This window comes from Sphingomonas sp. BK069, assembly GCF_014193405.1.
GTDB lineage: Bacteria > Pseudomonadota > Alphaproteobacteria > Sphingomonadales > Sphingomonadaceae > Sphingomonas.
On sequence record NZ_JACHZH010000001.1, the window covers coordinates 98,391 to 116,917 of the forward strand.

16 protein-coding genes are annotated in these 18,527 nt (G+C 71.2%); 11 read left to right on the forward strand and 5 right to left on the reverse strand.

The window, feature by feature from the left end; genetic code table 11:
* Positions 1–16: 16 nt before the first annotated feature.
* The 3 genes from FHY02_RS00470 to FHY02_RS00480 all read left to right on the forward strand — a co-directional run bounded on the left by FHY02_RS00470 (position 17) and on the right by FHY02_RS00480 (position 3,037).
* The gene (locus FHY02_RS00470) at positions 17–676 is read left to right on the forward strand and encodes a response regulator transcription factor (RefSeq protein WP_183919486.1); all 660 of its coding nucleotides are present in this window, start codon (positions 17–19) and stop codon (positions 674–676) included.
* Positions 673–1,977, forward strand: a complete 1,305-nt coding sequence (locus FHY02_RS00475; RefSeq protein WP_311731629.1) for a sensor histidine kinase — start codon at positions 673–675, stop codon at positions 1,975–1,977. Before FHY02_RS00470 ends, FHY02_RS00475 begins: the two co-directional genes overlap by 4 nt.
* A 67-nt stretch (positions 1,978–2,044) precedes the next feature.
* Positions 2,045–3,037: a glycoside hydrolase family 43 protein gene (locus FHY02_RS00480; protein WP_183919488.1), complete on the forward strand. Its 993-nt coding sequence runs from the start codon at positions 2,045–2,047 to the stop codon at positions 3,035–3,037.
* Between the two features lie 19 nt (positions 3,038–3,056).
* Here the strand turns inward: FHY02_RS00480 and FHY02_RS00485 are convergent, their stop codons facing one another.
* The 3 genes from FHY02_RS00485 to FHY02_RS00495 form a co-directional block, all read right to left on the reverse strand.
* Positions 3,057–3,887, reverse strand: a complete 831-nt coding sequence (locus tag FHY02_RS00485) for an aldo/keto reductase (RefSeq protein WP_183919490.1) — start codon at positions 3,885–3,887, stop codon at positions 3,057–3,059.
* Entirely contained in the window at positions 3,884–4,852 is a 969-nt protein-coding gene (locus FHY02_RS00490) for an SDR family oxidoreductase (RefSeq protein WP_183919492.1), read from the reverse strand. Before FHY02_RS00490 ends, FHY02_RS00485 begins: the two co-directional genes overlap by 4 nt.
* Before the next feature lie 181 nt (positions 4,853–5,033).
* A complete protein-coding gene (locus FHY02_RS00495) occupies positions 5,034–6,905 on the reverse strand; it encodes a methyl-accepting chemotaxis protein (RefSeq protein ID WP_183919494.1) in 1,872 nt (623 codons plus the stop codon).
* Positions 6,906–7,142: 237 nt separating this feature from the next.
* Between FHY02_RS00495 and FHY02_RS00500 the strand changes: the two genes are divergently transcribed.
* Together FHY02_RS00500 and FHY02_RS00505 are read left to right on the forward strand one after the other, a co-directional pair.
* Entirely contained in the window at positions 7,143–7,508 is a 366-nt protein-coding gene (locus FHY02_RS00500) for a hypothetical protein (RefSeq protein WP_183919496.1), read from the forward strand.
* Positions 7,509–7,593: 85 nt separating this feature from the next.
* Positions 7,594–9,606, forward strand: a complete 2,013-nt coding sequence (locus tag FHY02_RS00505) for a TonB-dependent receptor (protein ID WP_183919498.1) — start codon at positions 7,594–7,596, stop codon at positions 9,604–9,606.
* 91 nt (positions 9,607–9,697) lie between these two features.
* Here FHY02_RS00505 and FHY02_RS00510 read toward each other — a convergent pair whose 3' ends face one another.
* Positions 9,698–9,883 (reverse strand): hypothetical protein, encoded by a 186-nt coding sequence (locus FHY02_RS00510; RefSeq protein WP_183919500.1) that lies wholly within the window; start codon positions 9,881–9,883, stop codon positions 9,698–9,700.
* Between the two features lie 120 nt (positions 9,884–10,003).
* On the opposite strand from FHY02_RS00510, the gene FHY02_RS00515 reads away from it, so the two are divergent.
* Entirely contained in the window at positions 10,004–10,213 is a 210-nt protein-coding gene (locus FHY02_RS00515; protein ID WP_183919502.1) for a DUF2945 domain-containing protein, read from the forward strand.
* A 279-nt stretch (positions 10,214–10,492) separates the two neighbouring features.
* On the opposite strand, the gene FHY02_RS00520 is transcribed toward FHY02_RS00515, so the two are convergent.
* The gene (locus FHY02_RS00520; protein WP_311721813.1) at positions 10,493–11,233 is read right to left on the reverse strand and encodes an arylesterase; all 741 of its coding nucleotides are present in this window, start codon (positions 11,231–11,233) and stop codon (positions 10,493–10,495) included.
* 20 nt (positions 11,234–11,253) lie between these two features.
* Between FHY02_RS00520 and FHY02_RS00525 the strand changes: the two genes are divergently transcribed.
* The 5 genes from FHY02_RS00525 (at position 11,254) to paoC (ending at position 18,383) form a co-directional block, all read left to right on the forward strand.
* Positions 11,254–11,925, forward strand: coding sequence for an ABC transporter ATP-binding protein (locus FHY02_RS00525; RefSeq protein WP_260172530.1), 672 nt, complete (start codon positions 11,254–11,256; stop codon positions 11,923–11,925).
* Complete coding sequence (locus FHY02_RS00530; RefSeq protein WP_183919503.1) at positions 11,922–14,420, forward strand: ABC transporter permease; 2,499 nt, start codon at positions 11,922–11,924, stop codon at positions 14,418–14,420. Before FHY02_RS00525 ends, FHY02_RS00530 begins: the two co-directional genes overlap by 4 nt.
* 138 nt (positions 14,421–14,558) lie before the next feature.
* Positions 14,559–15,194, forward strand: coding sequence for an aldehyde dehydrogenase iron-sulfur subunit PaoA (paoA, locus tag FHY02_RS00535; protein ID WP_183919505.1), 636 nt, complete (start codon positions 14,559–14,561; stop codon positions 15,192–15,194).
* The gene (locus FHY02_RS00540; protein ID WP_183919507.1) at positions 15,191–16,159 is read left to right on the forward strand and encodes a xanthine dehydrogenase family protein subunit M; all 969 of its coding nucleotides are present in this window, start codon (positions 15,191–15,193) and stop codon (positions 16,157–16,159) included. Before paoA ends, FHY02_RS00540 begins: the two co-directional genes overlap by 4 nt.
* A gap of 4 nt (positions 16,160–16,163) precedes the next feature.
* Positions 16,164–18,383 carry an aldehyde oxidoreductase molybdenum-binding subunit PaoC gene (gene paoC, locus FHY02_RS00545; RefSeq protein ID WP_183919509.1) on the forward strand — a complete coding sequence of 740 codons (2,220 nt, stop codon included), beginning with the start codon at positions 16,164–16,166 and terminating at the stop codon, positions 18,381–18,383.
* Positions 18,384–18,527: the final 144 nt, after the last annotated feature.

The window sequence follows — 18,527 nt, forward strand, 5'->3', positions numbered from 1 at the left end:
TGTATAGCGCCGCCCCATGCGTATCCTGCTCGTCGAGGACGACCGTGACCTGGGTCCCCGTATCGCGCGCGCGCTGCGCGAGGAGCGCTGCGCGGTCGATCTCGTCGACGACGGCATCGACGCCGCGCACCTCGGCGAGACGGAACAATATGACGCCGCGGTGCTCGATCTCGGGCTGCCCGGCATCGACGGGGTCGCGGTGCTGCGCGCGTGGCGTGCCGCTGGGCGCGACCTGCCGGTGCTGGTGCTCACCGCGCGCGACGGCTGGTCCGACAAGGTGGCGGGCTTCAAGGCCGGCGCCGACGACTATCTCGTCAAGCCGTTCCGCGTCGAGGAGCTGGTGATGCGGTTGCGCGCGCTGGTGCGCCGCGCCGCCGGCCACGCCCAGCCGCTGCTGCGCGCCGGTCCGCTCTCGTTCGACGCGCCGACCGGCGCCTTCGAGCTCGACGGCCTGCCGCTCAAGCTCACCGCGCTGGAATGGCGCGTGCTGTCGCAGCTGATGCTGCGCAAGGGTGTGGTGATCGAACGGCTCGATCTGCTCGAGAAGGTCTATGAGGGTGACGCCGACACCGACTCGAACAGCCTCGAGGTGATCGTCGGTCGCCTGCGCAAGAAGATCGGCGCCGCGCTGATCGAGACGGTGCGCGGGCGCGGTTATCGCCTGGTGGGCGAGTGACAGCCCGCGCGCCGCGCTCGATCCAGGCGCGGATGCTGATCGTGTCCGCGCTCGCCACCGCGGTCGCGCTCGCGCTCGCCGGCGCGGCGATGGCGGCGCTGCTGGGGCGCTTCGTGGTGGAGGGGCTCGACCGGCGGCTCGACGCCGAGCTGACGTTGCTGGCCAGCGCGGTGGACGCCGACGGGCGGCTCGATCGCGCGCGGCTCGAGCGGGTGCGCGGCGCGCTCGACGCCGGCCCCGAGTGGCAGTGGCGCATCGCCGGCCCCGACGGGACGCTCGGCTCGGCCGACTTCCCGCCGCTCGACCCGGCACCCCCGGCCGGGCCGATCGCGCCGCGGGGTCCGCGCCCGCGCGAGGGTGCGGCCGGGACAAAGGGGGCGGTGCACGCGCGCGAGCTGGTGATCGCGACCGGCCGGGGCGACGTCACGCTCAGCGCGGCGGCGCCCCAGTCGGTGCTGCGGCGCCCGATCGAGGGGGCGTTATGGCCGCTGCTCGGCGCGCTCGCCGCCGTGGCGGCCGTGCTGACCGCAGCACTGCTGGTGCAGCTGCGCGTCGGTCTGGCGCCGCTGCGACGGCTGCGCGACCAGGTGGCGGCGATCCGCGGCGGCGCGCGCGAGCGGGTCGAGGAGGACCAGCCCGCCGAGCTGCGCCCGCTCGCCGCCGAGCTCAACGCGCTCGCCGCCGACAATGCGGCCGCGCTCGCGGCCGCGCGCGGCGCCGCGTCCAATCTCGCGCACGCGCTCAAGACCCCGGTCGCGGCGCTGGCGCTCGACCTGCGCGACCGGCCCGAGCAGGCAGCACAGGTCGAGCGGATCGATCGAACCATCCGCCACCATCTCGCGCGCGCGCGCGCCGCCGCGATCGACCGCCGCGCCGCGACCGCGCTGCGCCCCGCGGCCGAGGGGCTGGTCGCCGCGGTGGGAGCGCTGCACCGTGATGCGCGGATCAGCCTCGACGTGCCCGCCGATCTGGCGGTCGCGGTCGACCCGCAGGATCTCGATGAGATGCTCGGCAATCTGCTCGACAATGCCGCGCGTCACGCCGCCGGCCACGTCGCGCTGCGCGCCGCGCGCGAGGGGCGCTGGGTCACGGTGGTGGTGAGCGACGACGGGCCGGGCATCCCCGCAGCCGAGCGCGACCGGGTCGCGCGCCCCGGCACCCGGCTCGACGAGCGCGGCGACGGCCACGGCTTTGGGCTGGCGATCGCGTTCGAGCTGGTCGCGCTCTACGGCGGCACGCTGGCGCTGGAGGAGGCGAGCGGCGGCGGCCTCGCGGTGCGGCTGACGCTGCCGTCAGCCTAGACCGGGCTTGCCGCCCCGCGTCCGTGAGCTAAGCTGCTCTGCGAACGAGGTAAACGGGGAGCGCGGGATGGGATGGCGAGGGGTCGGCCTGGGCGCGCTGGCGCTGCTGGCGAGCGGTACGATGGCGGCGAGCGCGCCGGTGCCGGGTTCCAACCCGCTCTTCCACGACAGGTTCACGGCCGATCCGGCGCCGCTGGTCGTCGGCGACCGGCTGTATCTCTACGTCGGGCACGACGAGGCGCAGCGCGACGAGATGTTCAACATGAAGGAGTGGCTGGTCTATTCTACCACCGACATGCGCCACTGGACCGCGCACGGCCCGATCATGAACGTGAAGGATTTCAAGTGGGCCAAGCAGGACGCCTGGGCCTCGCAGGCGATCCGCAAGAATGGCAGATACTGGTTCTACGCCGCGGTCGAGCATGACTCGACCCACCCCGGCAAGGCGATCGCGGTGGCGGTGGCGGACAAGCCCACCGGTCCGTTCGTCGACGCCAAGGGCTCGGCACTCATAACCAACGAGATGACACCCAAGGGCACGCACAGCTGGGAGGACATTGACCCGACCGTGTTGACCGACGACGACGGCACGACCTGGATCGCGTGGGGCAACCGGCAATGCTATATCGCCAAGCTGAAGCCCAACATGATCGAGCTCGACGGGCCGATCACCGAGATCACGCCGCCGCACTTCGAGGAAGGGCCGTGGCTGCACAAGCGCGGCAAGCTCTATTACCTCACCTACGCCTCGCTCGACCGCAGCAGGCACCGCGACGAGAAGGTGTCCTATGCCACCGCGCCGACGATCCGCGGACCGTGGACGTATCGCGGCGAGCTGACCAGATCGGGCAAGTACAGCTTCACGATCCATCCCGGCATCGTCGAGTTCAAGAAGCACTGGTACCTCTTCCTCCACAACGCGACGCTGGCGATCGGCGACCTCAACGGCGCGATCGGGCGCCGCGCCGTGACGGTGGAATACCTGCGCTACAATCCGGACGGGACGATGCGCCCCGTGGTGCAGACGGTGGCGGGAGTGACCGCGCCCGCGCCGAAGTAGGCGAGCCTCTGCGTTCCGCTTACAGCATCTCGAGCGGCATGGCTGTTCTCGGGCGCGGGAAGGCGCGGTCGAGTTCGGTCAGCTCCTCCGGCGTGAGGATCAGGTCCGCCGCCGCGCGATTCTCACGGACGTGCTCGGCGCGCCCGGCCTTGGGAATGACGATCACGCCCTCGCCCGCGAGCAGCCACGCCAGCGCCACCTGCGCGGCGGTGGCCCCGCGTGCCGCGGCGACGCGGGCGAGCGCGGGATGGCCGAGCAGGCGGCCCTGCTCGACCGGGCTATACGCCATCACGGGCATGTCATGCGCGACCAGCCATGGCAGCAGCTCGAGCTCGGGCCCGCGGCGCGTCAGATTGTAGAGTATCTGATCGGTCGCGCAGTCGCCGCCGGCCGCGGCGACGAGCTCCTCCATGTCGGCACGGTCGAGGTTGCTGACGCCCCAGCGCAGGATCTTGCCCGCCGCGACCAGCGCATCCATCGCCTCGACCGTCTCGCCGAGCGGCACGCCGCCGCGCCAGTGGAGCAGGTACAGGTCGAGCCTGTCGGTGCCGAGCCGCTCGAGGCTCGCCTCGCATGCGCCGGTCAGTCGCGTGCGCGAGGTGTTCTGCGGATAGGCCTTGCTGACGAGGAAGACGTCGTCGCGGCGCCCTTCGACCGCTGCCCCGACCACCCGCTCGGACTCGCCGTCGGCGTACATCTCGGCGGTGTCGATCAGCGTCATGCCGAGGTCGATTCCGGTACGCAGCGCGGCGATCTCCTCGTCGCGGCGGTCGGCGCGCTCGCCCATCATCCAGCTGCCCTGACCGAGCGCGGGGACGGTGGCGCCGTCGCGCAGCCGCACGGTCCTCACTTGGTGCGTCCGCGCCACAGTGCGACGCCCGCCAGCGCGGCGAGCGCGACCGCACCGGCGGCAGCGGCCTTGCGTCCGCGGTGCGGGTCGCGGCGGTGGCCGTCGGGGCCGCTCGCGCCCGCGGGCGGTTCGTGGATCGCGCCCGGCGTGTCCTCGCCGCGCGGCGCACGCGTCGACCAGCTGTCCATGAAGCCGTTCATCACCGCGGCCATCAGATTGGGCGCGGCGAACTGCCCCAGCTTCAACAAGAATGCTGGCGCGCCGACGACGGTCGTGTCGCGCGGGTGGCGGGCGAGCCGCACCACCGCCTTCGCCACGGTCTCGGGGGCGAGCGCGCCCGGCGGCAGCGTCAGCCGCGCGCCCGAATAGTTGCCGGCGTGGTCGATCCCTGGCGTATCGACGAAGGTGGGGTACACGTCGCAGACGTGCACGTTCGGGTGGCGCGACAGCTCGCCGCGCAGCGCCTCGCTGAAGCCGCGCAGGCCGAATTTGCTCGCGGCATAGGCGGCGGCATAGGGGGTCGCCACGAAGCCGCCGACCGAGATCATGTTGACCCAGGTGCCGCGATCCTGGGCGAGGAAGATCGGCACCACCGCGTGCGCCTCGTTCATGTGCGACTGCAGATTGGCCTGGATGACGCGCCCGTGGTCGGCCAGCGGCACCTCATGGTAGCGGCCGACGACGCCGACGCCGACGCAGCTGAACCATAGGTCGATCGCGCCAAGCAGGGTGTGCGCCTCCTCGGCCAGTGTTTGTACCGCGACGGCATCGGTGACGTCGACCACGCGCGTCTCGACCCAGCCGCCGGCGTGGCGGCAGCGTTCGGCGATGTCGGCGAGCCCGGTCTCGCCGCGCGCAGCGAGCACGAGCCGCGCGCCGCGGCGGGCGAAGGCGATCGCGGTGGCGGCACCGATCCCGCTCGACGCCCCGGTGATGACCACCCGTGTCGGCTCGCTCTTGCCCATCCGCTGTCTCCCGTCGCTCCGCGGTTGGACGAACGGGGGGCGGGGGTGTTCCGGAGATTGGGAGCGGGAGCGGTGAGGCGGGAGGTCGCGGGACGAGCCGTCGACGAGCACACCAGTGCGAGATCGGCGTCATCCTGAACTCGGTTCAAGATGACGCCGCTGGATCAAGATCAGGAGCCGCTCAGAACTCCGACCAGTCGTCCTGCGCCACCGCCACCGCGGCGCTGCCGCGGTTCGCGCGTGCGCCCGCGGCGATTCGAGCGCCCGCGTTCGCGGCGCGGGACTGGAGCTGGTGAACCGGCGAGGCGGCCGCCTCCCGCCGCGAGGCGCTCGCCTGAACGGGGCGGTCGCCCAGCCGGAAGCGGCTGACCTGGCGCGCCATATTCTCGGTCTCCTCGGCCAGGCTGCGCGCCGCGGCGGTGGCCTCCTCGACCATCGCGGCGTTCTGTTGGGTGACACCGTCCATCTCGCTGACGGCGGTATTGACCTGCTGGAGTCCGGTCGCCTGCTGCTCGGCGGCGGACGCGATGTCCGAGACCAGAGCGCTGATGTCGCCGATCCGCCCGGTGATGCGGCTCAGCGCCTCGCCCGCCTGCGCCACCAGCGTGACGCCGGCATCGACCTGCTCGGTCGAGGCGGTGATCTTGCTCTTCACGTCCTTGGCGGCGTCGGCCGAGCGCTGCGCCAGCGCGCGCACCTCGGAGGCGACCACCGCAAAGCCCTTGCCGGCGTCACCCGCACGCGCCGCCTCGACGCCCGCGTTGAGCGCGAGCAGGTTGGTCTGGAACGCGATCCCGTCGATCACCGCGATGATGTCGCTGATCTCGTTGGACGAGCGCTCGATCCCGTTCATCGCCTCGACCGCGCGGCGCACCACGTCGCCCGACTGTTCGGCGTCGCGGCGGGTCTCGGTCACCACGCCGTTGACCTTGGTGGCGTTGGCGGCGGTGTCGCGCACCGTGGTGGTGATCTCGTGCATCGCCGCCGCGGTCTCTTCCAGGCTGGCGGCCTGCTGCTCGGTACGGCGCGACAGATCGTCCGACGCCTGGCGGATGTCGCTGGCACCGTTGGTGATTCCCTCGGCACTGGCGTTGACCGCGGTGAGCGTGCCCGCGACCGACTGCATCGCGTTGTTGAAGTCGTCCTTGAGCTTGGCGAACGGACCGGTCAGCTCGGCGTCGATCCGCGCGGTGAGGTCGCCGCGCGCGAGCGAGTCGAGCCCGCTGCCGACGCTGTCGACGATCAGGCGGGTCTGCTCCTGCTTGGCGCGCTCGGCGGCGACGAGCTGATCGCGGAACGCCACCATCGAGCCGGCGAGTTCACCCACCTCGTCGCGGCGCGGATCGACCGCGACCTCGGCGTTGAGGTCGCCCGCGCCGAGCCGGCGCATCGTCGCGGTCATCGCCGTCAGCGGCGTGGCGATGCCGCGGATCAGCGAGATCAGGAGGACGATGGTCAGCGCCAGGGCGGCGAGGCTGAGCGCGATCGTGACATCGCGCGACCAGAAATACAGCGCGCTTGCCGCGTCCATCTCGGTCTCCATCAACTTGACCTGAACGCGCTGCATCTCGGCAGCGTCGTCGTTCCCACGGTCAAAGAGCGGCTTGCTGCGGCGGTAGGAAGCTAACGCCTGCTCGTTCTGATTGGCGTGCGAGAGCTGCAGCGTCGCGCGCGACTGTGCGATGTACGTGGCCCAGTGCTGCCGGAAGACGCGGAAGGCCTCGATCGCCTTCGGGTTGCTCAGACTCCTGTCGAGATAGGCGATGTTCTGATCGATCAGCGCGTTGGTATCCGCTGCCTCCTTCTCGGCCTCGGCGATCTTGTCGGGCTCGGTCGAGAGTATGCTGGTCGCCTCGGCAACGCGGTAATCGGACGTGCCGGTGTTGATTGTCGCGATCGCCACCAGCTTCTCCCGCCGGCTGCGGCCGAGCGTCTCGGCGGCATCGTTCAACTTGCTCTGCGCGCTGACCGACATGACGGCCATGACGACGAGAGCGGCGGCGAGGATGCCGAAGGCGGTAAGCAGCTTGGCGCTGATCTTCATGTTCTTCATGGAACGGACCTCACGGTGGTGAGATGTAGATAGGGCCGATGCGTTTCTAATCTCTTAGCGTGGATCGTTGTTTAAACCGGGCATTTACGACTAGGCGCGTAGGATGGTTAGCCGATGGTGAAAGAACGCGCCGCACGCCCTGACCCGACCCGCCCCCGTCGTGGTGGCGGCTCGCGCGCGTCCGGAAGCTGAGCGGCGATGGCGCGATTGCGGCACCTGATCGCGCGACGATCGGCGATGACGGCCTGGCTGCTGCTGCTCGCCCTCGCGCTGCGGCTGGTCGTGCCCGCGGGCTTCATGCCGGCCGCCTCGGCGCACGGGATCACGCTGGTCGCCTGTCCCGAGTGGGGCGCGACGCCGGCGATGGCGGCGCATCACGCGGCGCATCAGGGCACCGACCATGGCGAGCCGCATCGCCACGCCGAACCGCCCTGCGCCTTCGCCGGCCTAGGCCTCCCCACGCTCGCCGCGGGCGACCTGCCGCCGCTATCGCCGCCTACCGATGCGGTCGCGCTCGCCGCGACGCCGCTCGTCCGCGCGCTCCGGATCGCCGCGGCCGACCGCCTCCGCCCGCCGAGCCACGCGCCGCCCGCGCTCGCCTGATCTCCCACCATCACGCCCGGCGCCCGGCGGCGTACGGGCCTTTCAGCGGCGGCGTGCCCTCGGCGCGCGAGCGATCGGAATCTTTATGTCCCGTCATCTTCTCTCCGCGAGCGCGGTCGCGCTCGCCTGTCTTCCCGCCGTGGCGCGCGCGCAGGACGCGCCCGACCCGGCCGCTACGACCGGCGTCACCATCGGCGAGGTGGTCGTCACCGCGCGGTCGATGACGCGCGCCACCAGCGAGGTGCTCACCTCGGTCGACGTGCTCGGCGGCGACGTCGCGCAACGGCAGAACGTCGATAACGCCTGGGAGCTGTTCGCGCGGCTCCCCGGTGTGGTGCTGACCGACTTCGGCCAGGGCACCACCTCGGGGCGCTTCTCGATCCGCGGCTTCAACGGCGAGGGCGAGATCAACGCGGTCAAGCTGCTGATCGACGGCATCCCTTCGAACGACAACGCGGGGCGCATGGACTTCATCGACCTGGTGTCGCCGCTCGCGATCGGCTCGGTCGAGCTCGTGCGCGGCACCTCCGATCCGCGCTGGGGGCTCCACGCCATCGCGGGCAGCGCTAATATCGTCACGCGCAGCGGCGGCACCTATCTCGATACGCGCGTGAGCGCGGGCGCGTTCGGTACCGCCGAGGCGCAGCTCGCCGCCGGCGCCGAGACCGGGCGGCTGAGCCAGAATCTCGCGCTCGGCTACCGCCGCTCGGATGGCTATCGCGACCATGCCGGGTTCGACCGGCTGACGCTCTCCGGCAAGTGGCGACTCGATCTCGGCGACGCGCAGCTCGGTCTGATCGCGCGCCACAGCCGCGCCGCCGCCGACGAACCGGGCTATCTCACCGACGGCGATGCCTACACTGACCGGCGGCTATCCTATTCGGTGTCGGCGAGCGACGGCGGCACGCGCGAGCTCGGCCAATATGCGGTGACGCTCGACGCTGCGCCTAGCGAGCATGTGGCGCTCTCGCTGAGCGGCTATGCCAACACGATCGACGACAATCGCTACGTCCGCTTCTCCGCGGGCGTGCCGCAGCAGCAGCGGCTCACCGAGGAGCAGCAATATGGTGTCGTCGGGGCGCTCCACTGGCACGTCGCGTCCTGGCTGATGGCCGAGGCGGGCGGCGACGTGCAGTGGCAGCATAATGTCAGCCAGCGCTGGACGACGGACAATCGTCGCGTCGTCGCGGCGACGCGCGACCAGGACATCGACTTGACCGTCGGCGGCGGTTACGTCCAGGCGGTATTGACGCCGCTGCGCTGGCTGCGCGTGACGCCGGCGTGGCGGCTCGATCGGGTCGGCGGCGACTATGTCAACCGGCTCGACGGCCGCGCCTATCCAGTCAACGATTATGGCACGATCAGCCAGCCCAAGCTGTCGGTGGCGGTCGAGCCGATCGCGGGAGTGACGGCCTACGGCAATTACGGCCGTACCTTCCAGATCGGCGCCGGCACGGGCGCGTTCATCGTGCCGCCGCGCATGCGCGACGTCGCCCCTTCGATCAACGAGGGCTATGAGGCCGGCGTGCGGCTGTCACGCGGCCGCTGGCTCACCGCGCGCGCGGCGCTGTGGCAGCAGACCGCGAGCGGCGAGCTGCGCCGCCGGCTCAACGATCCCGCTGGCGAGTTCGACAATCTCGGCGCGACCCGGCGGCGCGGTTTCGACCTTGAGGCGAGCGTCCAGCCGGGCGGTGGCTGGTCGGCCTGGGCGAGCTGGTCGCACCAGCGAGCCGTGATCCGCGTACCCGATCCGGCGACACCGTCGCAGGCGGGCAACGAGATCGACCACGTCCCGCGCGACGTCTACACGGCCGGGCTGGAATGGGCGCCGCGCGGTGGCCGATGGCGCGGGTCGCTGTGGGGCAATGGGCAGTCGTCTTACGAGCTCACCCCCGCCAACGCGCAGGGGCGCTACGGCCGCTATGTCCAGCTCACTGCCGAGGCGGGCTATCAGCTCACCCGCGCGGTGGAGCTGTCGATCCAGTTGCGCAACCTCGCGAATGACCGGCACGAATATGTCTGGTTCGACGGCACGCAGCGGCTCCACACGCCCGCCGATCCGCGCACCCTGGCGGGGGCGATGCGGGCGCGGTTCTAGGAGACGTCTGTCACACACGCGCGTGCTCCCGCGCATGCAGAAGCCCAGTGCCACGTACGCTATCCTCGCGGCCCTGGGCTCCGCATGCCGCTCAGGCGTCGGGCAGCGGTGCGCCGAGCTGGCGGGCGACGCGCGCTACTTCCTCGTCGCTGGGCGGATCGGGCAGGTCTTCGCTGGGCAGCAGCGCGTCGTCGGGGATACCGGGCGCGCCGCTCGCCAGCGGCTCGTCGACCGCGCGGTCGTTGGCGCCGGTGGTGATCTTCTCGCTCTCACTCATCGCTATCTCCTCGGAACCGCGTCCTCCAACACGCGAGTGAGGAAATCGCCGCATCCTCAAGGCGAGGGAACAAGTGTCGAGTTAACCCACTTTAGTCCGCCGAGCCACAGGAGAGCAGCCATGACGAAGACCCTCAAGGCCGGCGACAAGGTGAAGTGGGACACGCCGCAGGGCCAGACCAGCGGCAAGGTGGTCAAGAAGGAGACCAAGACCACCAAGGCCGGCGGCCACACTGCCAAGGCGAGCAAGGACGACCCGCAATATCGCGTCAAGAGCGACAAGTCGGGCAAGGAAGCGGTTCACAAGCCGGACGAGCTGAAGAAGGCGTAAGGCGTAAGGCGTAAGGCGCACGGTGGAGAGGTGGCGAGCAGGCTTGTGTCGCACGCATCTTTCACAGCTGTCCGCCATACTGGCGAAGGCCGGGATCCGCCCGTCCGTGCACCTGCTGGCCGGTGCCGATGCGGAACGATGGATCCCGGCCTCCGTTGGGATGACGAAAAGAATGAGGGTGCCGGAACGGTAATCCTGACGAAGCGGGGCGGACGAAGGAGCGGGGAGTATGACGGCAAGAGCCGCCGCAACGGAAGGCGCTGACGGCTCAACCTTCCCTCAGCCCTCGATCGTCTCCGCCAGCGCCTCTCGCACTACCGGCGTCACCCGATCAGCGATCCGCGCCACACCGCGCGCATTCGGGTGAACGCCATCGGGCAGCATCAGCGTCCGGTCGCCGAGCACGCCGTCGAGAATGAACGGGTACAGCGGCGCATGATGCTGCTTCGCCAGCTCCGGATAGATGGCGTTGAACCTCCCCGCGTAATCCGGCCCGAGGTTGGGCGGCGCGAGCATGCCGGTCAGCACCACCGGGATGCCCCGCTCCTGCAACACGTCGAGCATCGCGGCCAGGTTGTCGCGCGTTACCTTGGGATCGAGCTGGCGCAACACGTCGTTGCCGCCGAGCCCGAGCAGCACCAGGTCGGGTCTCTTGCCCAGCCGATCGAGCGTGTAGGCGAGCCTGCGTCGGCCGTCGGCGGTGGTGTCGCCCGAGACCCCGGCATTGACCAGCCGCGCGTTGATCCCGCCGGCGCGCAGCCGCGCCTGGATCGCGTCGGGCAGACTCTGGCCGCGGCTCAGCCCGTAGCCGGCGTAGAGGCTGTCTCCGAGCGCGAGCACGACTCGCTCGGGTCCGCTAAGCGGCACGGTCGCGACCGGCGCGGGCACCGCCTCGCTGTCGTTGCCGCTGACCCGCGGCCCATCGGGAGCGCTCTCGTCCCGCGGCGAACAGCCCGCCACCATCAGCGCGGCTTGGAGAAGCGCCGCCGGCGCCGCATATGTCAGATATGATCGCGTCACTTACGCCCCGGCTCCGCTGAATGTCGTCGCCGCATATGGTCATCGCCGCGCGCGATGTAAGGCTCACGCTTGGCGGCGCCGAGCCGGTGGAGATCCTGCGCGGGGTCGATCTCGCGGTGGCCGCGGGCGAGAGCGTGGCGCTGCTCGGCGCCTCGGGGTCGGGCAAGTCGTCGCTGATGGCGGTGCTCGCCGGGTTGGAGCGCGCGACGTCGGGCAAAGTCGAGGTGACGGGGCTCGACTTCGCCGCGCTCGACGAGGACGCGTTGGCGGTGGCGCGGCGCGGGCGGATCGGCATCGTGCTCCAAGCCTTTCACCTGCTGCCGACGATGACCGCGCGCGAGAACGTGATGGTGCCGCTCGAGCTGCAGGGCGCCGATGACGTGCGCGAGCGGGCAGAGGCCGAGCTGACCGCGGTCGGGCTCGGTCACCGGCTCGATCATTATCCCGCGCAGCTCTCGGGCGGCGAGCAGCAGCGCGTCGCGATCGCGCGCGCGCTGGCGCCGCGCCCTTCGCTGGTGTTCGCCGACGAGCCGACCGGCAACCTCGACGCCGCGACCGGCGCGCGTATCGTCGACCTGCTGTTCGAGCGGCGTCGCGCCACTGACGCCAGCCTCGTCATCATCACGCACGACGCGGCGCTGGCGCGGCGCTGCGACCGAATCGTCGAGCTCGCCAACGGGCGGCTCCGATGAGCGGCTGGGCGCTGGCCTGGCGGCTCGCTCGGCGCGAGCTGTCGCTCCGCTTCAAGGGCCTGCGCCTGCTGCTGCTGTGCCTCTTCCTCGGCGTCGGCGCGCTCGCCGCGATCGGGAGCCTGACGCAGGCGATCACCGGCGAGCTGGCGGCACGCGGCCGCGTGCTGCTGGGCGGCGACGTCGAGCTCGCGATCTCGCAGCGCGCCGCCGATGCCGACGAGCGCGCCGCGATCACGCGGCTCGGGCGCGTGTCCGAGACGGTGCGGATGCAGTCGATGGCGGTGGCTCGCGACGGGGCCACCGCACCGGTGCAGCTCAAGGCGGTCGACCCGGCCTATCCGCTCTACGGTCGGCTCACGCTCGCCTCGGAACGAGCCGTGCGCGTGACCGGCGCCGACACTGCTTATGTCGCGCCCGCACTGGTCGAGCGGCTACGGCTGCGCGTCGGCGACCCGCTGCGGCTCGGCGCGGCGACCTTCCGAGTCGCCGGCGTGATCGCGGACGAGCCCGACCGGTTGAGCGAGGGCTTCAGCTTCGGCCCGGTCGTGCTGGTGTCGAGCGCCGGGCTGGCGCGCACTGGGCTGGTGCAGCCGGGCAGCCTCTACGAGACCAAGTACCGCGTCGCGATCGGCGCGCGCGATCCCGCGGCGACGGTGGCGAGCTTCGCCAGGCGCTTCGCCGCGGCGGGATGGGAGACGCGCACGCGCGACCGCGCCTCGCCCGGCGCGAGCCGCTTCATCGCGCGCATGGGCGAGTTCCTCACGCTCGTCGGGCTCGCCGCGCTGGTGATCGCGGGGATCGGCGTCGGCAACGGCGTCTCTTCCTATCTCGAGCAGCGGCGCGCGAGCGTGGCGATGCTCAAGGTGCTCGGCGCGACCTCGGCGACGGTGACTCGCGTGTACCTCATCCAGGTGCTCGCGGTGGCGGGGGTGGGGATCGCGCTGGGGCTCGTCGCCGGGCTGGTCGCGGTGCCGTTGGTCGGCGCGCTCGCCGGCGCGGTGCTGCCGGTGGCACCCGGCTTCGTGGTGGCGCCGCTGCCGCTCGCGCTGGCGGCGCTGTACGGCCTGCTGATCGCGCTCGCCTTCTGTGCGCCCGCGCTGGTGGCGGCGGGGCGCGTGCCCGCCGCGGCGCTGCTGCGCGGCGTCCATGATCGGCGGGCGCGCGGCGGGCGCGTCGCCGCCGCCTGGATGGCGGCGGCGGGCACCGCGCTGGTGGCGCTGGTGCTCGCGACGAGCGAGCGGCCGCTGTTCGCCGCCGGCTTCCTCGGCGCCGCCGCGGCGACGCTGCTGTTGCTCGTCGCGCTCGGTCATGCGGTGCGCTGGCTCGCGGCGCGCGTGCCGCCGCCGCGCCGACCGCTGCCGCGGCTCGCGCTCGCCGCGCTTCATCGCCCGGGAGCGCGCACTGTCGCGTTGGTGGTCGCGCTCGGGCTTGGTCTGACGCTGTTCGTGCTGCTCGCGACGATCCGCACCAGCCTCGACGGCAATATCACCCGCAGCGTGCCCGAGCGCGCGCCGGCCTTGTTCGTGCTCGACGTGCCGCCCGAGCGCGAGCGCGACTTCCGCGCCACCGTCGTCGCGGCATCGCCGAAGGCGACGATCGCGACCGTGCCGCTGATGCGCGGCACGATTACCGGCTATGCCAAGACGCGCGTCGCCGATCTCGCCGAGATACCGGAAGGCGCCTGGGCTCTGCGCGGCGAGCGCGGGCTGACCTTCGCCGCGGCGCTGCCCGCGGGGAGTACCCTCAGCGCCGGCCATTGGTGGAGCACGGCGGAGGCGCGACGCCCGCTGGTGTCGGTCGACGAGCGGCTGGCGCAGTCGCTCGGGCTCAAGGTCGGCGACCCGCTGACGGTTTCGGTGCTGGGGCTGGAGCGCACCGCCACGATCGCCTCGTTCCGCCGTATCGCTTGGGACACGTTGGGCTTCAACTTCGTGCTGGTGTTCTCGCCCGGTGCGCTGGCCGACGTGCCGCACAATCTCGCCGCCACGATCGACATGCCCGCGGCGCGAACCGGCGCGGTGACGCGCGCGCTGCTGCCGCGATTCCCCTCGCTGTCGGTGATCGAGGTGGGCGGCGTGCTCGCGCAGGTGCAGACGGTGGTGCGCCAGATGGCGACCGCGATTGCCGCCGCGGCAGGCGTGGCGGTGCTCGCCGGCGTGGCGGTGCTGGTCGGCGCGATCGCCGCGGCGCGCGCGACTCGGACCTATGACGCGGTGGTGCTCAAGGTGCTCGGCGCGACGCGGCGGCAGGTACTGGTGATGCAGCTGCTCGAATATGCGCTGCTTGCGCTGGTGGCGGCGGCGGTGGCGCTGCTGCTCGGTGTCGCGGGCGGCTGGTATGTCGTCACCCGGCTGTTCGGCTTCGAGTGGCTGCCCGACTGGGGCGCGGTAGCGGCGACGCTGCTGGTGGGCGTGGCGACGACCGTGGCGATCGGTGTGGCCGGCAGCCTGCCGGTGCTGCGCGCGCGACCCGCGGCGGCACTACGCGAATTATGAGCCGCGACGCTGAGCGCGGCTCATCACCTTCCTGAACGAAGCGATTGCTCCACATCGATCCAACGCGCGTTAGGATCACGTTGAGTCGACAGGGACTTGGACGCTGCGCCCGGGAGGGCAGGAAGAGGGATGCCGGCGATGTCGGACACAGCAGATTTCGCGCTCTCGCGTCGCGGGGTGCTCGCCGGGAGCGCTGCCAGCGCGGTCGCCGCCGCCGCGCCCGCCGGCGCCGCGCCGCAGCGGACGCCCGCGAGCGCTACCCCAACCATGCCGGTGCGCCTCACCGTCAACGGGGAGAAGCGCGAGCTGGCGCTCGACCCGCGCACGACGCTCCTCGACGCGCTGCGCGAGCATCTCCACCTCACCGGCACCAAGAAGGGCTGCGACCATGGCCAGTGCGGCGCCTGCACGGTGATCGTACAGGGCCGGCGCATCAACTCGTGCCTCAGCCTCGCGCTCCAGCACGACGGCGACGAGATCACCACCATCGAGGGGCTGGGAACACCCGACAAGCTCCACCCGATGCAGGCCGCCTTCGTGAAGCACGACGGCTTCCAGTGCGGCTATTGCACGCCCGGGCAGATCTGCTCGGCGGTGGCGGTGCTCGACGAGATCAAGCGCGACGTGCCCAGCCATGTCCAGGGCGACCTCACCGCCAGGGCGCGCTTCAGCAACATGGAGCTGCGCGAGCGGATGAGCGGCAACATCTGCCGCTGTGGTGCCTATTCTAATATCGCCGAGGCGGTGGCCGAGGCGGCGGGAGAGCGCGCATGAGGAGCTTCACGTACGAGCGCGCCACGGACGCCGTCGCCGCGGCGCGCGCGGTGGCGCAGCGGCCCGGCGCCAAGTTCCTGGCCGGCGGCACCAACCTGCTCGATCTGATGAAGCTGGAGATCGAGACGCCGACGCATCTCGTCGACGTGCAGGACCTCGGTTTCGACAAGATCGAAAAGATCGGTGACGGCGGTCTGCGCATCGGCGCGCTGGTGACCAACACCGACCTCGCCGCCGACGCGCGCGTGCGACGCGACTATGGCGTGCTCAGCCGCGCGATCCTCGCGGGGGCCTCGGGCCAGCTGCGCAACAAGGCTTCGACCGCGGGCAACCTGCTCCAGCGCACGCGCTGCCCGTACTTTTACGACACCAACATGGCGTGCAACAAGCGCAAGCCCGGCGACGGCTGCGCTGCGATCGGCGGCTATTCGCGCCAGCTCGGCGTGATCGGGGTGAGCTCGTCGTGCATCGCCACCTTCCCCGGCGACATGGCGGTGGCGATGCGCGTGCTCGACGCGGTGGTGGAGACGGTCGACGCGAACGGCCAGCGCAGAAGCATCCCCATCGCCGACTTCCACCGTCTGTGGGGCGATCATCCCGAACAAGATACGACGTTGCGCGCCGGCGAGCTGATCACCGCGGTGGTGCTGCCCAAGCCACTCGGCGGGGAGCATTTCTACGAGAAGGTGCGCGATCGTGCCTCCTACGCCTACGCGCTGGTGTCGGTCGCGGCGGTGATCCAGCGTGACGGCAGCGGCCGGGTCGCGTTCGGCGGCGTCGCGCCCAAGCCGTGGCGTGTGGAGGAAGCGGAGGCGCTGCTCCCACAGGGCGCCGCGGCGGTGACCGCACGCGCCTTCCAGGGCGCCACGCCGACGAAGGACAATGCGTTCAAGCTGCCGCTGGCGACGCGCGCGCTCGCCGCGGTGCTCGCCCAGGCGAGCACGCCCGCGCAGAAGAAGGGTTGAGGCCATGAAGTTCGACACGCCAGCCGGCACCAACCCGATCGACGCGATGAAGGTGGTGGGCCGCGCGCACGATCGCATCGACGGCCCGCTCAAGACGAGTGGCCGTGCCCCCTATGCCTATGAGCATCACGAGGTCGCCGCCAATCAAGCCTATGGTTATGTCGTCGGCGCGGCGGTGGCAAAGGGCCGGATCCGCACGCTCGACACCGCCGCCGCTAAGGCGGCGCCGGGCGTGATCGCGGTGGTGACTGCCGCCGACGCGGGCAAGCTCGGCAAGGGCAAGTACAACACGGTCAAGCTGTTCGGCGGCCCCGACGTCGACCATTATCATCAGGCGATCGCGCTGGTGGTGGCCGAGACGTTCGAGCAGGCGCGCGCCGCCGCCGCGCTGGTGCGGGTCGATTACGCGCGCACCAAAGGTCGCTTCGACCTCGACAGCGCGCTCAAGACCGCGCCGCTCACCGGCGGCGACAGCGATGAGGGCAGCGGCGCCCCGCCGGTCGATCGCACCGGCGCGTTCGAGCAGGCCTTCGCCGCGGCGCCGGTCAAGCTCGACCAGCGCTACACCACGCCGGATCACAGCCACGCCATGATGGAGCCCTTCGCCTCACTGGCGATGTGGGCGGGCGATGAGCTGACGGTATTCACCTCCAACCAGATGATCGACTGGGGCCGCGGCGATCTCGCGACCACGCTCAACATGCCCAAGGAGAAGGTGCGGCTGATCTCGCCCTATGTCGGCGGCGGGTTCGGCGGTAAGCTGTTCCTGCGCGCCGACGCGGTGCTGGCGGCGCTCGGCGCGCGCGCGGCGGGGCGGCCGGTCAAGGTCGCGCTCACCCGCCCGCAGATGGCGAACAACGCCACCCACCGCCCCGCGACGCGCCAGCGCATCCGCATCGGCGCCACGCCGGACGGCACGATCACCGCGATCGCGCACGAGAGCGGCTCGGGCGACCAACCCGGCGGCGGCCCCGAGACCGCTGTCAACCAGACCAAGCTGCTGTACGCCGGCAAGAACCGGCTGACGGCGATGCGGCTGGCGGTGCTCGACCTGCCCGAGGGCAATGCGATGCGCGCGCCGGGAGAGGCGCCGGGCATGATGGCGCTGGAGATCGCGATCGACGAGATGGCCGAGCAGCTCAAGCTCGACCCCGTCGACTTCCGCGTCCGCAACGACACGATGGTCGATCCCGAGAAGCCCGAGCGGCGCTTCTCCGAGCGTCAGCTGGTGCGCTGCCTGCGCGAGGGCGCCCAGCGCTTCGGCTGGTCGCGGCGCGAGGCCACGCCGGCGCAGGTGCGCGACGGCCGCTGGCTGGTGGGGATGGGCGTGGCCTCGGCCTTCCGCAACCACATCAACTATCCCTCGGGCGCGCGCGTGCGGCTCGGGCGCGACGGTCGCGTGACGGTTGAGACCGACATGACCGACATCGGCACCGGCAGCTACACGATCATCGCCCAAACCGCGGCCGAGATGATGGGCGTGCCGATCGAGCATGTCAGCGTGAAGCTGGGCGATTCCGCTTTCCCGGTCTCCGCCGGATCGGGTGGCCAGTTCGGCGCCGCCAATGCCACCGCCGGGGTCTACGCCGCCTGTGTGAAGCTGCGCGAGGCGGTGGCGCAGCGCGTCGGGGTGAACTCCGCAGACGCGCGCTTCGCGGACGGCAAGGTGTTCTCAGGCAATCACTCCGTGCCGCTCGCAGAGGCGGCGGCGCAGGGCGAGCTGACCGGCGAGGACAAGATCGAATATGGCGGGCTCGACAAGAGTTGGCAGCTCTCCACCTTCGGCGCGCATTTCGTCGAGGTGGGTGTCGATGCCTATACCGGCGCGACGCGGCTGCGGCGCATGCTGGCGGTGTGCGCCGCCGGGCGGATCATCAATCCCAAGTCGGCGCGCAGCCAGGTGATCGGCGCGATGACGATGGGCGTCGGCTCGGCGCTAATGGAGGAACTGGCGGTCGACACGCGATTCGGTCTGTTCATCAATCACGACCTCGCCACCTATGAGGTGCCGGTCCACGCCGACATCCCGCACCAGGAGGTCGTCTTCCTCGACGAGGCCGACGACAAGGCCAACCCGATGAAGGCGAAGGGAGTCGGCGAACTCGGCCTGTGCGGGGTCGGCGCCGCGGTGGCGAACGCGATCTACAACGCCACCGGTGTCCGCGTGCGTGACTATCCGGTCACACTCGACAAACATCTGTCGCAGCTGCCCGCGCTCGTCTGACCCGCAATGCCGCCGCCTGTGGACGCGTCTGCTCGAAAGAGCGGGCGCGTTCTCGCGTTATCCTACAAGCGACGCCCTGTCTCGTAGGCGCAAGTGGCTTGAATACCTACGGTTCACAGCCCGGGGCCGGTAAAAACAGAAAGC

What these genes read in the sequence shown, in the direction of transcription:
- FHY02_RS00470 (WP_183919486.1), top strand. Translation starts at nt 17, where the DNA reads ATGCGTATCCTGCTCGTCGAGGACGACCGTGACCTGGGTCCCCGTATC.
- FHY02_RS00505 (WP_183919498.1), top strand. Translation starts at nt 7,594, where the DNA reads ATGTCCCGTCATCTTCTCTCCGCGAGCGCGGTCGCGCTCGCCTGTCTT.
- FHY02_RS00525 (WP_260172530.1), top strand. Translation starts at nt 11,254, where the DNA reads ATGTCGTCGCCGCATATGGTCATCGCCGCGCGCGATGTAAGGCTCACG.
- FHY02_RS00500 (WP_183919496.1), top strand. Translation starts at nt 7,143, where the DNA reads ATGACGGCCTGGCTGCTGCTGCTCGCCCTCGCGCTGCGGCTGGTCGTG.
- paoA (WP_183919505.1), top strand. Translation starts at nt 14,559, where the DNA reads ATGTCGGACACAGCAGATTTCGCGCTCTCGCGTCGCGGGGTGCTCGCC.
- paoC (WP_183919509.1), top strand. Translation starts at nt 16,164, where the DNA reads ATGAAGTTCGACACGCCAGCCGGCACCAACCCGATCGACGCGATGAAG.
- FHY02_RS00490 (WP_183919492.1), bottom strand. Translation starts at nt 4,852, where the DNA reads ATGGGCAAGAGCGAGCCGACACGGGTGGTCATCACCGGGGCGTCGAGC.
- FHY02_RS00510 (WP_183919500.1), bottom strand. Translation starts at nt 9,883, where the DNA reads ATGAGTGAGAGCGAGAAGATCACCACCGGCGCCAACGACCGCGCGGTC.
- FHY02_RS00495 (WP_183919494.1), bottom strand. Translation starts at nt 6,905, where the DNA reads ATGAAGAACATGAAGATCAGCGCCAAGCTGCTTACCGCCTTCGGCATC.
- FHY02_RS00540 (WP_183919507.1), top strand. Translation starts at nt 15,191, where the DNA reads ATGAGGAGCTTCACGTACGAGCGCGCCACGGACGCCGTCGCCGCGGCG.
- FHY02_RS00530 (WP_183919503.1), top strand. Translation starts at nt 11,922, where the DNA reads ATGAGCGGCTGGGCGCTGGCCTGGCGGCTCGCTCGGCGCGAGCTGTCG.
- FHY02_RS00480 (WP_183919488.1), top strand. Translation starts at nt 2,045, where the DNA reads ATGGGATGGCGAGGGGTCGGCCTGGGCGCGCTGGCGCTGCTGGCGAGC.
- FHY02_RS00515 (WP_183919502.1), top strand. Translation starts at nt 10,004, where the DNA reads ATGACGAAGACCCTCAAGGCCGGCGACAAGGTGAAGTGGGACACGCCG.